Annotated in this window: 12 protein-coding genes and 2 pseudogenes; 7 read left to right on the top strand and 7 right to left on the bottom strand. The window is 60.7% G+C overall.

The window, feature by feature from the left end; genetic code table 11:
- Nucleotides 1–54 precede the first annotated feature (54 nt).
- Genes M2427_RS07255 through eno form a run of 4 tightly spaced genes read left to right on the top strand, consistent with a single transcriptional unit; the run spans nt 55 to nt 5,415 of the window.
- The gene (locus M2427_RS07255) at nt 55–1,491 is read left to right on the top strand and encodes an FAD-linked oxidase C-terminal domain-containing protein (RefSeq protein WP_280705524.1); all 1,437 of its coding nucleotides are present in this window, start codon (nt 55–57) and stop codon (nt 1,489–1,491) included.
- 18 nt (nt 1,492–1,509) lie between these two features.
- Complete coding sequence (gene glcE / locus M2427_RS07250) at nt 1,510–2,697, top strand: glycolate oxidase subunit GlcE (RefSeq protein ID WP_280705523.1); 1,188 nt, start codon at nt 1,510–1,512, stop codon at nt 2,695–2,697.
- A 21-nt stretch (nt 2,698–2,718) separates the two neighbouring features.
- Nucleotides 2,719–4,095: a glycolate oxidase subunit GlcF gene (glcF, locus tag M2427_RS07245; protein ID WP_280705522.1), complete on the top strand. Its 1,377-nt coding sequence runs from the start codon at nt 2,719–2,721 to the stop codon at nt 4,093–4,095.
- A 9-nt stretch (nt 4,096–4,104) separates the two neighbouring features.
- Nucleotides 4,105–5,415 (top strand): phosphopyruvate hydratase, encoded by a 1,311-nt coding sequence (gene eno / locus M2427_RS07240; protein ID WP_280705521.1) that lies wholly within the window; start codon nt 4,105–4,107, stop codon nt 5,413–5,415.
- A 394-nt stretch (nt 5,416–5,809) separates the two neighbouring features.
- Here eno and M2427_RS07235 read toward each other — a convergent pair whose 3' ends face one another.
- Nucleotides 5,810–6,775 carry a CPBP family intramembrane metalloprotease gene (locus M2427_RS07235; RefSeq protein ID WP_280705520.1) on the bottom strand — a complete coding sequence of 322 codons (966 nt, stop codon included), beginning with the start codon at nt 6,773–6,775 and terminating at the stop codon, nt 5,810–5,812.
- Between the two features lie 129 nt (nt 6,776–6,904).
- Nucleotides 6,905–7,087, bottom strand: a pseudogene (locus M2427_RS07230) (oleate hydratase); the annotation flags it as partial.
- A 56-nt stretch (nt 7,088–7,143) separates the two neighbouring features.
- On the opposite strand from M2427_RS07230, the gene M2427_RS07225 reads away from it, so the two are divergent.
- From M2427_RS07225 to M2427_RS07215, 3 genes and pseudogenes are all read left to right on the top strand, one after another.
- Entirely contained in the window at nt 7,144–8,055 is a 912-nt protein-coding gene (locus M2427_RS07225; RefSeq protein ID WP_280705519.1) for a dienelactone hydrolase family protein, read from the top strand.
- 367 nt (nt 8,056–8,422) lie between these two features.
- Nucleotides 8,423–8,644: pseudogene (locus M2427_RS07220) on the top strand (P-type conjugative transfer ATPase TrbB); the annotation flags it as partial.
- A 318-nt stretch (nt 8,645–8,962) separates the two neighbouring features.
- Nucleotides 8,963–9,346 carry a response regulator gene (locus tag M2427_RS07215; protein ID WP_280705518.1) on the top strand — a complete coding sequence of 128 codons (384 nt, stop codon included), beginning with the start codon at nt 8,963–8,965 and terminating at the stop codon, nt 9,344–9,346.
- Between the two features lie 561 nt (nt 9,347–9,907).
- On the opposite strand, the gene M2427_RS07210 is transcribed toward M2427_RS07215, so the two are convergent.
- The 5 genes from M2427_RS07210 to istA all read right to left on the bottom strand — a co-directional run bounded on the left by M2427_RS07210 (nt 9,908) and on the right by istA (nt 14,832).
- Complete coding sequence (locus M2427_RS07210; RefSeq protein ID WP_280705517.1) at nt 9,908–11,560, bottom strand: IS66 family transposase; 1,653 nt, start codon at nt 11,558–11,560, stop codon at nt 9,908–9,910.
- 45 nt (nt 11,561–11,605) lie between these two features.
- On the bottom strand, nt 11,606–11,953 hold the full coding sequence (gene tnpB / locus M2427_RS07205; protein WP_280705516.1) for an IS66 family insertion sequence element accessory protein TnpB: 348 nt from the start codon (nt 11,951–11,953) through the stop codon (nt 11,606–11,608).
- Nucleotides 11,950–12,351, bottom strand: coding sequence for a transposase (locus tag M2427_RS07200; RefSeq protein WP_280705514.1), 402 nt, complete (start codon nt 12,349–12,351; stop codon nt 11,950–11,952). Before M2427_RS07200 ends, tnpB begins: the two co-directional genes overlap by 4 nt.
- A gap of 136 nt (nt 12,352–12,487) precedes the next feature.
- Complete coding sequence (gene istB, locus M2427_RS07195; protein WP_280705614.1) at nt 12,488–13,264, bottom strand: IS21-like element helper ATPase IstB; 777 nt, start codon at nt 13,262–13,264, stop codon at nt 12,488–12,490.
- Nucleotides 13,265–13,281: 17 nt separating this feature from the next.
- Complete coding sequence (istA, locus tag M2427_RS07190) at nt 13,282–14,832, bottom strand: IS21 family transposase (protein WP_280705613.1); 1,551 nt, start codon at nt 14,830–14,832, stop codon at nt 13,282–13,284.
- Nucleotides 14,833–14,849 lie beyond the last annotated feature (17 nt).

Here is a 14,849-nt window from a genome sequence, read left to right as displayed (position 1 = left end):
AATGCGCAAGGCGATAAGAGAGTCGCCGGCCTTTGAAAGAATGGGAGAAAGCCAATGAGTGCGATCGCGTTTCCCGAACCCGACCAGACCATCATTGCGCGGCGCGACGCCATCATTGAGGGGCTTGCGAAGCTCGTATCGCCGGGCTGCTTGATCACGTCCACGGACGAGCGTCGCGCCTTCGAGACCGATGCGTTCACGGCTTACCGCAAGCTCCCGCTTGCTGTCGTGCTTCCCGCTTCTACCCAGGAAGTCAGCGCCGTTCTCAAGTTCTGTTACGAGAACGGTGTCAAGGTCGTGCCGCGCGGCGCGGGAACGTCTCTTGCGGGAGGCGCGATTCCGCAGGAGGACGCGATCGTTCTCGGTGTTTCCAAGATGAGCCGCATACTCGACATCAATTTTGCTGACCGTTCGATGCGGGTCGAAGCTGGCAGCACCAATCTTTCCATAACGGGCGCCGTGTCAGATGAGGGATTTTTCTATGCGCCAGACCCGTCGTCCCAGCTCGCCTGTACCGTGGGCGGCAACATTGCGAACAACTCGGGAGGAGCGCATTGCCTCAAACATGGCGTTACCACCAATAATGTTCTCGGCGTCAGGATGGTGCTTATCGATGGGACGATCGTCGATATTGGTGGTGACCATCTCGATAGCGGCGGCCTCGATTTGCTTGGGCTGGTGGTCGGCTCGGAAGGGCAACTCGGCGTCGTTACCGAGGCGACGGTCCGGATATTGAAGTCGGCCGAGGGTGCGCGACCCGTGATGTTCGGGTTTATGACGCACGGCGGCGCAGCTGCCACGGTCGCCGAAATTATCGGCGCTGGAATTATTCCGGTCGCTATGGAATACATGGACAAGCCTGCAATCCAGATTTGCGAGACCTTTGCGAAAGCCGGCTATCCTCTGGATGTGGAGGCGTTGCTGATCATCGAAGTCGAGGGATCGGAAGCGGAGATGGAAGCCACGCTCGCCCGCATCATCGAGATTGCAAAGGCGAATGGCGTAAAGACGATTCGTGAAAGCAAATCTGCGACAGAGACGGCGGCAATCTGGAAGGGCCGGAAATCGGCTTTCGGCGCGACCGGCCGCATCGCCGACTATATCTGCATGGACGGAACGGTGCCGACGGGGAAACTCTCTTATGTATTGCAGCGTACCGAAGAGATCGTGAGGGGACATGGTCTGCGTGTCGCCAACGTTTTTCACGCCGGCGATGGCAACATGCACCCGCTCATTCTCTATAACGTCAACGATGCCGCCGAACAGGCGAAGGCCGAGGCTGCGGGCAACGACATTCTCAAACTCTGTGTCGAAGTAGGAGGATGTCTCACCGGTGAACATGGGGTCGGCATCGAGAAGCGCGACCTGATGCGATACCAGTTCAGCGAGGTCGATCTGGCTCAGCAAATGCGTGTACGCGCGGTGTTCGATCCCAAATGGCTGCTGAATGCGGACAAGGTGTTTCCGCTTGACGGCCGCATCGTCGGATAGACGTTTGGAGTTTACCGCATGAAAACGATTTTAGAGCCGCGGGACGAGCAGGAATTGGTTCAGTCGATTGCTACGGCGTCCTCTTCGAGGACGCCCCTCGCTATTGCAGGAGGCAATTCGAAGTCCGCCATTGGCCGGCCGAGCCAGGCGGCAATGTCGCTCTCAACGAAACGTATCGCCGGCATATCGCTCTACGAGCCAACGGAGTTGGTGATCGGCGCCAAGGCCGGCACTCCATTGTCGGAGGTCGAGCGGACTCTTGCCGAGAGAGGTCAGATGCTTCCCTTCGAGCCGATGGATTATCGGCCGCTATTGGGAGACACCAACGAAGCGACGCTGGGTGGTATCGCGGCCGCAAACATTTCTGGTCCGCGGCGCATCCTGGCCGGGGCCTGCCGGGATAGCCTGATCGGCGTCCGTCTCGCGAACGGCCGCGGTGAAATCGTGAAATCAGGTGGCCGGGTGATGAAGAACGTCACCGGCCTCGACCTCGTCAAACTGACTTGTGGATCATGGGGAACTCTCGGCGTGTTTACCGAGGTGATTTTCAAGGTGGTGCCAAAACCTGAATGCTCATCGTCCCTCGTCTTGCGTGGTCTTGATGACAGCACCGGAATTGCAGCACTGTCCGCCGCTCTTGGATCTCCCTTCGAGGTCTCAGCTGCGGCGCATATTCCGGGAAAAGTTGCGTCCGAGTCGGTGACCGTAGTCCGCCTCGAAGGCTTTTCTGCCTCGGTCGCGTACCGCCTCCGGGAAATTGCCAAGATCTGGAAGGCGCACGGGACAGCGAATGTTCTGGATGAGAAGGCGTCGGTTGAATTTTGGTGCTCAGCGCGGGATGCGCGCGCGCTCGGCGCGCCCGCCGACGCCGCCGTTTGGCGATTATCGCTTGCCCCCTCCAAGGCATCTGATGTCGTCACGCGCATCGGACGGGCGATTGGCACGCGGCATTTCTACGATTGGGGCGGCGGGCTGGTTTGGCTCGCCGTTGATGCTGCTGGAGATGCCGGAGCGGCGACGATCCGGGGTGCCATGCAAGGATGCGGCGGGCATGCGACGCTCGTGCGCGCTCCTTACATCGTCCGCGCCACGTTAGACGTCTACGAGCCATTGCCGCCGTCGCTTTGGAAACTGACGGCGGGGCTCAAATCGACTTTCGATCCCAATCGTATTCTGAACCCTGGCCGGATGTACGCGGGTATTTGAAGCCGACGATCGAGGACCACCATGCAGACGAACTTTACAGCGGCGAGCCGTGCTGACGCTCACATGCGGGAATCCGAAAAGATTATTCGTACCTGCGTGCATTGCGGCTTCTGCACTGCTACCTGCCCGACTTATCTGCTGCTTGGCGATGAACTCGACAGCCCGCGGGGTCGCATCTATCTCATAAAGGACATGCTTGAGAACGAGAAGCCGGCCAATGAGCAGATCGTAAAGCATATCGATCGCTGTCTTTCCTGCCTGTCCTGCATGACCACTTGCCCGTCCGGTGTGAACTATATGCACCTGGTCGATCACGCGCGGGCGTACATCGAGCAGACATACCGGCGCCCACCAGTCGACCGGATCCTGAGAAACGTCCTGGCTTGGACACTTCCCTATCCGGCGCGGATGAGACTTTCGCTGTTCGGGGCGATCATGGCCCGTCCATTCAGGGGGGTGATTGCCAAAATCCCCGGCGGTACGCAGCTTGTTGCTATGATTGACCTTGCCCCGCCGCCTCGGATCAAACCGTCGCGCGTGGACGAGCCGGCCACCTTTCCCGCGATCGGAGAAAAGCGGGGTCGAGTGGCGATTCTTTCCGGCTGCGCGCAGCGGGCAATCGCCCCCGGCATCAACGAGGCTGCGGTCGATTTGCTGACCCGCCACGGTATTGAGGTTGTGTTACCGGCGGGAGAAGGCTGCTGTGGCGCCCTGGTCCATCACCTGGGCCGCGAGCAGGCTGCTCTTGTTGACGCGAAGCGCAACATCGACGCGTGGACGAGAGAGCTTGAACGGGACGGACTGGACGCCATTGTCATCACCACCTCGGGATGCGGGACCACGGTGAAAGATTATGGCTTCATGCTACGTCAAGACGCGGCTTATCGCGAAAAGGCGGCGCGGGTGTCTGCCCTTGCCAAGGACATTAGCGAATATCTGTGCGGACTCGAACTCGACGCACCCGTCCGGAAGACCGGTCACGTGGTCGCATATCATTCGGCGTGTTCCATGCAGCACGGGCAGAAGATCAAAGAGCAACCTAAGCAGCTTCTGAGGCAGTTGGGGTTCGTCGTGAAAGATATTCCGGAGGGGCACATCTGTTGCGGCTCCGCCGGGACCTACAACATCCTGCAACCCGAGATCGCAGGTCTGCTCCGGGCCCGTAAGGTTGCCAATATAGAGAAGACCAAGGCGCAAATCATCGTGACCGGCAATCTCGGTTGTATCACGCAGATTGGCAAGGGTACGCGTACGCCGATCGTTCATACCGTCGAGCTGCTCGATTGGGCGACCGGCGGACAGATGTCGGAAGGGCTTGCGAAGGCAGGATTCGTGGACGACCCGCAGGTGGTGAAGCCACCGAATGAAGTACGGCCCAACTGGGATTGGGCAAGATAGGAAATCGTCATGTCCAGTATTTCGAAGATTGTCGGCCGCCAGATTCTTGATAGTCGGGGGAATCCCACCGTAGAGGTGGACGTCATGCTCGACGGCGGATCGATGGGCCGGGCGGCGGTGCCGTCCGGGGCTTCAACCGGAGCCCATGAGGCGATCGAACTGCGCGACGGGGACGTTTCACGTTACCAGGGAAAGGGCGTATTGAAGGCTATAGACTTCGTCAATCGCGAAATATTCGATACGCTGCGTGGAATGAACGCTACCGACCAGAGGGGTATTGACGCCGCCCTCATTGCGCTGGACGGCACAAAGAACAAGGAGCGACTGGGCGCCAACGCCATTCTTGGCGTTTCGCTCGCCGTCGCCAAGGCAGCCGCTGCGGCTGCGGGCCTGCCGGTCCACCGGTATGTTGGCGGCGCTGCAGCTCACGTTTTGCCGGTGCCGATGATGAACATTATCAATGGCGGAGCTCATGCCGATAATCCGATAGATTTCCAGGAGTTCATGATCATGCCGGTTGGGGCGGAATCCTGCTCCGCGGCCATTCGGATCGGTGCGGAAATCTTCCACATTCTCCGCAGGGCCCTCAAGGAGGCCGGTCACAACACCAACGTGGGCGATGAAGGCGGCTTTGCTCCTAATCTGAAGTCGGCGGAAGAAGCGTTAACTTTCATCATGAAAGCGATTGAACTTGCAGGATACCGGCCCGGTTTAGATGTGATGTTGGCACTAGATTGCGCATCAACCGAATTCTTCAAGCAGGGCAAGTACTGCTTGGCGGGCGAGGGGAAGACGTTGGATTCGGAAGGAATGGCTCGATATCTCTCCGATCTCGTGGAGCGCTTTCCGATTGCCTCGATCGAAGACGGGATGGCCGAGGACGACTGGCGTGGCTGGAAGGTACTGACCGAGAGGATCGGATCCCGATGTCAGCTCGTCGGCGACGATCTTTTCGTGACCAACGTCGAGAGGCTCGCTGAGGGAATCGACAAAGGCGTAGGCAATTCGATTTTAGTCAAGGTGAACCAGATCGGTTCTTTGACCGAAACGCTGGATGCGGTTTCCATGGCGCACCGCGCCGGATACACCGCCGTCATTTCGCACCGGTCCGGGGAAACCGAGGACTCGACGATTGCGGATCTCGCCGTGGCCACTAACGCGGGGCAGATAAAGACCGGGTCTTTGTCGCGCTCGGACCGTCTCGCAAAATACAATCAGTTGATCAGGATCGAGGCTGAACTCGGTGGAACAGCGCAATACGCCGGAAGGGGCATTTTGAAACGGAGGCCCGCAAACGGCGGTCCGGCTTCGTCCCCGTAAATCCGCCTGAATGACGGAGGAAATTGGAAGCCCCCGTCATTTGGAAGGCGGAGCTGACTTGTCAGCCGCTGCAATCCGCTGGGAGCCTGTCCATTTAGTCGCAAATTGCGGAATCGCAGAGAATGATATTCTCACTTGCATTCGTCTCAACGACTCGAATGGAAGCGTCGACTCCGAATAGCAGACTTTGGCGAATTATATTCTCGTCGAAGTCGGCCAAAACGACTAAATGGACAGGCTCCTAGCACGAGCTTCAACCAAAGGAGATGTCCATGGTAGCGGTGCGGCGTCGTGCCTTTCTCGACCTTGAACGCTCGGGCGAAGTGGAAGCTGCCGTGTTTCCGATTTTTTCCGCGTGGCTATCTCGCGGGTACGTCGTCGCGGGTGCGGACTACTACTGTCCCGATTGCCGCGAGAGCCGCCCCTGGGTAGCTAAGGCGAGCGCCGCGACGAGGGCCCAAAGCGCGGCGCCGGATACGAAGTCATAAATCAAGAGAGACGCCCCTGACATCGCTCCTGGGCCCGCCAGAGGCCCGAGGACGAACGTGGAGGCTGATAGGCTCGCGTGCATGAGCATCGCCAAGAGCAGGCTTCCACCGGTACGCTCGTAAACCCACGTCATTAGGATCCGGTAGGCCAGAAGTCCCCCGACAAGTAGCCCCAAGCCTCTCAGGAATATGAAGAGCGCCAGGGGGAGCTCTCCGGCGGTAGCGGCGCTTGCCCAAATGTCGTTCCCAAGGACGTGCGACGCTCCCCACAGCAACCCAACGATAAGCCCTGTGATAAGGCCCCCGTAGCGCTGCCCAAGCAATGTCGGCACGGCGAACCCCGTCCAGCCCAGCTCCTCGAAGATGCCGACGATAAGTCCTACCCCGATGCCCACCAGCACGAACGACACCTTGGCATCCGATGCGAACAGGCCGGGGAGGAATACCTGGGAGACGAGCGACAGCGGGAGTAATATCGCCCCAAACAAGAGTGGGGCTGTAAGGAGCGCCACCGCGTACCATCGAGCGCCCACCCGCCACCTCGTCATCCTGGTCAAGAGGTCGCGAAAACCGAATCTTCCATGAACGAGGCCGGTCAACACGACGCCCGCGACGCTGGGACCCGCAAGCATCGCCGGTATCGCTAACAGGGGCATCGTCTTGAACTGCTTCGGGTTGGCCGGGATTTCGCCCGGACCGACCGCGAGGACGAAGCCGCCCCACGAGATGGCGAACGTCAGGATGAAGTAGCTCAGCACGGGGTGGCTCTTGATACAGGCCGTGATGGTCCTCACGATATCCTCCTCCCAGGCCGAGAAGTCCTGCGGCTTTAGCGTGCTACGAAGACGACGAATCGGCGCCTGGCCGTGCATGTCCGCCTCCCTACGTTCAGCGACCAGATCATGGGATCGCGCGACAACATCATTGATCGGGATTAGCATCTATCCATCGAGATTGGCCCCGCAGACAATAAGTGCAGAGAGCGGCGTCGGCTGCGCGAGCGCGGCGCGCACAGAGTACTCGACTGTGAAGACGACATCGTCAGGGATTTCGACGAACTGGCTGATCAACGCCAGGTTTCTCGAGTTTTTCGGCACCGGAAGCGGACGGTCCGTCGCTGCGCGGGGCATGAACATGCTGGTAATGTAGGGCATACGGCAGGGAATGCAGACGGCGCCATCGAAGTCCGGCGCGCCCATCCCGGTGTCGGCATCATCGCCTTTCTGACGATCCTGACCTTTTGGAGTTCTATCCCGATGGCGAACATGCCTGCGCCAACTACCTCGACGAGGGCCCACAAGGGAACTGCCATGACGGGCGTTCAACATGCGGCGGGCTTGCCGATGAAAGGTCAGGGATGACGGACGTGAGCATCCCTGCCGCGCGCGGCGACATGCCCGCCTACCTCAGCTCTCCGCCCGGCTCCGCGCCATGGCCAGGCGTGGTCGTCATCCATGACGCCGAGGGCGTGACCCGGGACTTACATGCTCAGGCCGACTGGCTGGCATCGGAGGGGTTTCTCGCCGTCGCGCCGGACTTGTTCTATTGGGGTTGGCGTTGGAGGTGCCTGTTTGCCGCCATCCGCAATCCGGCTCACCCGCTGCCCGATCTCGATGCCGCCCGCGCCTGGCTCGCCGCGCGCGGCGACTGCACCGGCAAGACCGGCGTCATCGGCTTCTGCATGGGCGGCGGGCTCGCCCTGATGCTGGCCGCCGACCATGAGTTTTCCGTGGCGAGCGTCAACTACGGCGGCCTCACGCCAAAATCCGAGCGAGCGCTGCCACGCGCCTGCCCCATCGTCGCCAGCTACGGCGCGAATGATCGCTGGCCGGCAGTGAGCAGAGTGCCCGCGATCCTCGAGCGCGAGCTGACAGCGGCCGGCATCGACCACGATATCAAGGTGTATCCGGACGCCGGCCAAGGGTTTCTCAACAACCACGACCCGAACGACCTGTCGGCTGTCGACAAGATGATTGCGAAACTGGTCGCGGGCGCCGGCTATCACGAAACCTCCGCGCGCGACGCCCGCACCCGTATCCTGGCTTTCTTCCGCACCCATCTGGGCGCGCTACCGCAGCACCCGCGCGAATGGAGGTCGGCGCGTGACCGGAGTGGTCTTGGTCCGGGACAGTATCGCTGCGTTCGGTGGTGATCCGGCAAGGTCACCGTTGTCTGCGAGTCGGCGGGCGCTGGTGAGCGGAGGTGGCGATCAGCCTGATGCCTTGGCAGCCGGTGATCGACGGTGAGGCCGTCCCGGCGCGCCCGATCGACCGCATTTCTGCCGGAGCAGAGCAGCAGAAGGCGACTGAATGGTGACCTCGCCTGTGTTCGGCTGATCTCTCAAGCCATTTTTCGTGCGGCAGCGCTGCCCTGTCTGGACCAAGGAAATTTCTTGATCTTTCTTTTCCTACGCCAGGCCACGAACTAAATACCTCGCTTGTTGCACTAAGCCGTTTCCAGCTTCTTCTATTCATCCTCAGCTGAGGGCGAGCAGGCGACCTCAGATATTTGGGGCAGCGGTGGAAATCCATTCCATTCGATCGGAGACGATCTCGCGCGGAGCTGGCATGCTGCGCACAGCTTTGGGGTCTGCGATCGCGCGCTTTCCGGACGGTCCTGATGTCGTTGAGGTGATGCTCAACTCGGATGGCCGGCTGTGGATCAACAGGCTGTCGAGCGGCTTGGCGGATATCGGTGCAATGGTATCCGCGTCGGACGGGGAACGAATCGTCCGATTGGTCCTGATCGGCTTCCAACAGGACATTTTCATCATGCAATTGTTGGAGAAGGTTGCTCTCGCCTAGAGGCAGCGCGATGGCAACCAAAATTGATTATCGGCGAGAGGATGGCGACGGGCAAGCGCACGCTAACTAGATCTGCGTAGCATGGGCTAACCTAGATCATCGGAATCAATAATTCAGCGAATCCGAATCCAAAGGTTGCCAAATGAGCGCTTGCTTCTGGTATTTAGCTGGCACCTGTTCGCTTATTTGGGGATAGAACGAAAGACCGAAGGTGAGTAAGCTTAGTTTGTCAATGAACCTTATGCGGAGGCGTCCGTGAGCGAAAGACCTATGGTTCTCGTAATTGAGGACGACGCTTACCTACAATCAATTGTAGAGCACGCGTTGAGCGATGCCGGGTTTGAAGCCGCAATTGTGGCGTCCGCCGAAGAAGCCGTGACCCTGCTGCGAGTTAAGCTCGGAAAGTGCTGGGCGCTCGTTACCGAAACCAATCCAAAAGGAAGTTTGAGTGGTTGGGACATCGCCAAGGCCGCTCGCGAGATCGATCCAGACTTCCCAATAATTTATATAGCGGACACCGCTGCAAACGATCAACCAATCGGTTGCGTACCCAACAGCATCACGATCAAAAAGCCTTTTGCGCCTGTTCAACTCGTGACAGCCGTCTCTCGCCTCTTACATGGGGCCAAATACAATTAATCGCGAGAACTACCGAACAAACTGCAACACTTTCGATAAGGCAGCCAGCTCATTTTGAAGTAGCAAGCCGTTACGGCGCTGATCAGAACGCGAAAACGCAAGGCGAAATAAGGTGTTAGCCAAAAATTAACTCTGCTATGGAACCCTAGCGGATAGAAATGTCGCTCTGCGGCCTTGGCCGCAGGTGCCCTTCGCTCCAGCGAAGCGGTTCGTCCAGGCTCTGGCCCGGCATTTCAGGCACGGCATCTCGCTCAGTTGGCGGAGCCGAACGACAAATTCCAGCGATTTGATACTTCACCATCGCGCGGTGTCCCGCCGCTGCGAACTGTATGCGCACGTCATGGAGCGATTGCATGCCAATTGATCGTCGTAAATGGATTTTGAATGCCTTTGCATGCGCCTGCTGCGTTGCGGCCAGACATGCGCTCGCTTCAGACGCAACCGCGCAGGGCCAAGCCGCACCGCATTGGAGCTATGAAGGAGCGTACGCATACGACAAAGGCCGCCTGATTGGCGCATGCGCGCGGGTGTGGCGAGCTGTATGACAGCGTTGGGTGAAGGTCAGGCGGCTTGCTGATCGTCGGGCTTGTCGGCTTGGCGCAGGAGCTTCCATTCCCAGGGCAGCAGCTCGTGCAGACGCGAAGCTGGAAGATCGGCGATACGGGCGAGGACGTCGGCGAGCCAGGCTTTGGGATCGACGTCGTTCAGGCGACAGGTCGTGATCATCGTCAGCATGATGGCGGCGCGGTCAGCGCCACGCAGACTGCCGGCGAAGGTCCAGTTGCGCCTTCCCAAGGCGATGCCGCGCAACGCTCTTTCGGCGGCGTTGTTGCTGAGGCAGATCCTGCCATCGTCGAGGAAGCGGGCAAAGTCAGCCCAGCGCCTGAGCATGTAATTCATGGGCTTCAGGACCTCGGAGGAGCGCGACAGGGTTTCTCGCTCGCGGAGCAGCCAGGCATGCATGTCGTCGAGCAGCGGCTTGCTTCTCTCCTGGCGCACGGCACGCCGCTCGTCGGCACTGCGGCCATTGATGGCGCGCTCGATCTCGAACAGGGCGTCCAGACGCCTGACCGCCTCCAGCGCGATCGGGGAGACCGGTTTGCCTTTCTGTCCGGCCCGGGCGGTTTTCTCGATATCGGCCAGCTCGAAGAAGCCCCGCCGCGCATGGGCGAAGCAAAATGCCGGCGTGATCGGCTTCGCCTTCTTCTGCGGGTCGAACAGCGGCTCGAAGCCATTGTAGCAGTCGGCTTGCAGGATGCCGGTGAAGGCGGCCAGATGCTTCTGCGGATGCTCACCTCGTCGGTCGCTCGAGGCGTAATAGACCGCCGCCGCCGGCGCAGGCCCACCGTAGGGCCGGTCATCCCGCACATAGGTCCAGATTCGCCCGGTCGTGCACTTGCCCTTGGCCAAGATGCGGATGGTGGTGTCGTCGCCATGAAGGCGCTCGGCCGACAGCACATGCCGCTCGATCAGTTGGAACAGCGGCATGACGGCGAAGGTCCCGTGGCCGACCTGGTCGGCCAGCGTCGATAGCGGCAAATCGATCATCTCAGCCTTGAAGCGCACGCTCTGGCGGTTGAGCGGGATATGCATGCCGAACTTGTCGAACAGGATCGTCGCCAGCAATTGCGGACCGATGAAGCCGCGCGGCGTGGCATGGAACGGTGCCGGCGGCTGGCTGATCTTCTCGCAATCGCGGCAGGTGAACTTCTCCCGCACCGTCTCGATCAGCTTGAACCGGCGCGGGATCTCCTCCAGCGTCTCGGTCACATCCTCGCCCAGCTTCGCCAGGCGCGATCCGCCGCAGCATGCACAGCTCGTCGGGGCCTCGATGACGACGCGCTCGCGTTCGATGTCGTCCGGCCACGGCTTGCGCACCGGCCGCTTGCGTGTGAAGGCGCGCACGGCCTGGGTTTTCGCCGCGGCGGTACGTGCGGCAAGCTCATCCTCGCTCGCCGTGGTGACGAGTTCTTCGAGCTCCAATTCCAATTGCTCGATCAGCCGCGCCGTGCGCTCGGAACGCTGCCCGTACAGTTCGCGCTTGAGCTTCTCGATCCGCAGCTCGAGGTGCGCGATCAGCGCCTCGTTGGCCGACAGCTCCGCCCGCGCACTGGCAGCTACCGCCTCGGCTTGCAGCCGCGCCTCACGCTCGGCCTGCAGCGCCGCCAGGGCACTCACGAGGTCCGATGGAAGGTCGTCCGGCTTCGATATCATGAGCCATTGAATCAGATCACGTTGCAGATTCAAACAGTAAAACGGCTATCCGACCCGCGTTGGTCGCAGCGCTTCTTGAGGGTTGCGCCAATCGATTCCGGACAACAGATAGCTCATCTGCGCCGGTGAGATCGTCACGGCTTCGCCCGCAACCGATGGCCAGATGAACCTTCCCCTCTCGAGTCTTTTGGTGAACAGGCATGCCCCCTGGCCATCGTGCCAGATCACCTTCACAAGATCGCTTCGGCGACCGCGGAACACGAACAGATGACCGCTGAGCGGGTCCTTGCGCAGCACCTCCTGCACTTGGAGTGCCAACGACGGAAAACCCCGGCGCATGTCCGTGTAGCCTGTCGCGAGCCACACTCGCGCGCCCATCGGAACCGGGATCATCGGCGTACCAGAGCATCGAGAACGCGACGTAGCGCGTCTCCATCAACGTCGCCATCGACCCGGATGCGGTGCCCGCTACCAAGATCAATCTCGATGATGCCCTGGCTCTTCCGCCGACGCGCCACCGTCGTCGTCAATGGCACTTCGGCCACCTCCCGCGGCGGAGCAGACGGCCCAATCTCGACCGGCACGAACGGCGCTGTACTCGCTTCACCATGCTTGCAAAGCTCTTTGCGCCACCTGAACAGCTGGCTCACATGAAGGCCGGCCATGCGAGCCACCTCGGAAACACTGGCTCCGGGCTCAAGCGATGCTGCAACAAGCCGTTCCTTCTCACCCTGCGACCACCGGCGCCGCCGCTCGACCGATGCGATAACCTCTGCCCGCGAAATCGTCATAGCGCTTCTCCTAGGATTACCCCTAGGTGCGTATTTCGCAAAAACGGGACAGCGGTTTCGCTAACTGAGGGACAGCAGTTTCGCTAATTCGCGGACAGCGAGGCGGCGCTGGCTTTTGGTTGCCTGGTTGTTGAAGTCAATTGGTATTCGTTTCGCTGTTTTCGGCGTCGGTCAAGGGGCGCGGGACTTTTTTCCTTCGCATGCTGTCGCCTTCAAGGGCGACACGGTGGGCGTTGTGGATGATCCGGTCGAGGATGGCGTCGGCGATGGTTGGTTCTCCGATCATGTCATGCCATTGGGCGACGGGCAGCTGGGCGGTGATGAGGGTGGATTTGCGCCTGTAGCGCTCTTCGAAGATTTCCAGGAGATCGAGGCGCTGCTGATCGTTGAGGGTGTGGGTTCCCCAGTCGTCGAGAATGAGCAACTGAACACGTGCCAGCTTGTCGATGAGGCGCGGGAAGCGACCATCGAGACGGGCCATGGCGAGGTCCTCGAACAGGCGCGGCACACGCAGATAGAGGACGGAATGATCGAGCCTGGCCGCCTGGCGTCCGAAGGCACAGGCCAACCAGGTTTTGCCTGTACCGGTTTGACCAGTGAGGATCAGGTTCTCGTGGGCTTTCAGCCAGGCGCCTTGCGCCAGCTGCAGGGTGTTGCGCCGGTCAAGGCCGCGGCGGGACGCGAAGTCGATGTCTTCGATACATGCGTCGACGAAGCGCAGCTTGGCTGCGGCGAGGCGATTGGTCAGGCGCCGGTCAGCACGTATGGCGGCTTCGCGATCCAGCATCAGGCCGAGCCACTCATCGCGGCTGAGATCGGCGGCATTGTCCTGTTCGGCTAATTGTCGGTAGGCCGCCGCCATTCCGGCAAGGCCGAGTGCCTGCATCTGGTCGAGGGTCGGATGGGTCAGCATCATGATGGTCCTTTCCTTCATTGATAATAGGCTCCGCCACGAATGTTGGCGTGTGAGGGCGCGGCTTTGACGGGTTCGGCGGCGGGGCTCGCGCGGTCGAGGCCGGATTTGAGGATGGCGCTCACGGACGAGTAGCTGATCGCGTTGATGGCGAGCGCCCTCTCGCAGGCTGTTTCGAGCCGATTGCGCTCGTAGCGCCTCGCCAGGGCGATGATCCCCATCGCGGAGCGATAACCCTGCTCGGGATGCGGGCGCTCACGCATCATCCGCTCGACCAGGGTGGCGGCGTTGACGCCGATCCGCCCCGCCATCTTGATCAAGCTCGCCGGCGTCATATTGGCGTAACGCTGATGGGCCTTGGGCATGTGCTCGTTCACGGTGACATGGCCACCACGCTGAGAGCGGCGCACATGGCTGGCGACACGCGTGTGATCCTGGAAGATCTCGACCGCCCGATAGGTGAGCCGGACGTCCACTCGACGGCCAATCAGCCGGTGCGGCACCGAGTAAAAAGTCTTGTCAACTTCGACGTGATAATCGGGATGTACCTTGGCCGTTTTCCACTCGGCGTATTCGAATGGCTCGCTCGGCAGCGGTGCCAGCGCGGTGCGTTCGATCTCCTCGAACAGCTGGCGGCGGGATTTGCCGATATGGCGCATCGGCCGATTGTTCAACTCCTCGAGCAAACCGCCGATCGCGGCATTGAGATCGGCCAAGTTGAAGAACCGCCGGTGGCGCAGCCGGGCCAGGATCCAGCGCTCGACAATCAGCACCGCGCCTTCAACCTTGCCCTTGTCGCGCGGCTTGCGGCTGCGGGTCGGCAAAATCGTCGTGTCGTAGTGCTCGGCCATCGCGGCAAAGGTTTGGTTGAGCGTTGGCTCGAACCACAACGCCTTGACGACTCCGGCCTTCAGATTGTCACAGACGATCGCCTTGGGAACGCCGCCGAAGTACGACAAGGCCCGGGTCTGGCCTTCAATCCAATCTGGTAGTCGCTGACCGAAGCTCCCCATAGCGAAGGTCAGCGACGAGGCCCCGAGCACCGCGACAAATATCTGCGCCTGACGGATCTCGCCGCTTTGCGGATCGATCACCTCCACCGTCGGGCCGGCATAGTCGGTCTGCATCACCGCACCCGCCGCGTGGCGGTGGCGGAAGATCGGGTTCGCCCGGCGCTGATAGGCGGCAAACCTCTCACAGAACCACGTGTAACCATAGCCGTCCGGATGCGCCGTCCGGTATTCCTGCCACAGCAGCGTCAGCGTCACGCCCTTGCGCTTGAGTTCCTGCGCCACCCGGGGCCACTCAGGTTCGCTCAAGTCCTGAGGCGGGCGCCCGACCCGCCGGAACAAAGCCCGCTGTAACGCCGCCTCGCTCTCGTAAATCGCCGGCAGCGGCCAGCTTAAGCCCGCTTCACGCGCCCGCAGCAGGTAGGTGGCAACCGAAGTCTTGCTGATCTGCAGCCGTTCCGAGATCGCCCGAACGGACAGGCCTTGCTCGTATGTCAGCCTCAGGATCGATCGTAGGTCCTTCACGGTGGTTCGTTTCGCTTGCTTCCGTCTCGGCATCGCCCCTCTCAAACTCA

The sequence above is a fragment of the Bradyrhizobium sp. BR13661 genome (assembly GCF_029892425.1).
Taxonomy (GTDB): domain Bacteria; phylum Pseudomonadota; class Alphaproteobacteria; order Rhizobiales; family Xanthobacteraceae; genus Bradyrhizobium.
The sequence above is the reverse complement of the archived record's forward strand: the minus strand, read 5'-3'. Positions and strand labels throughout refer to the sequence as shown.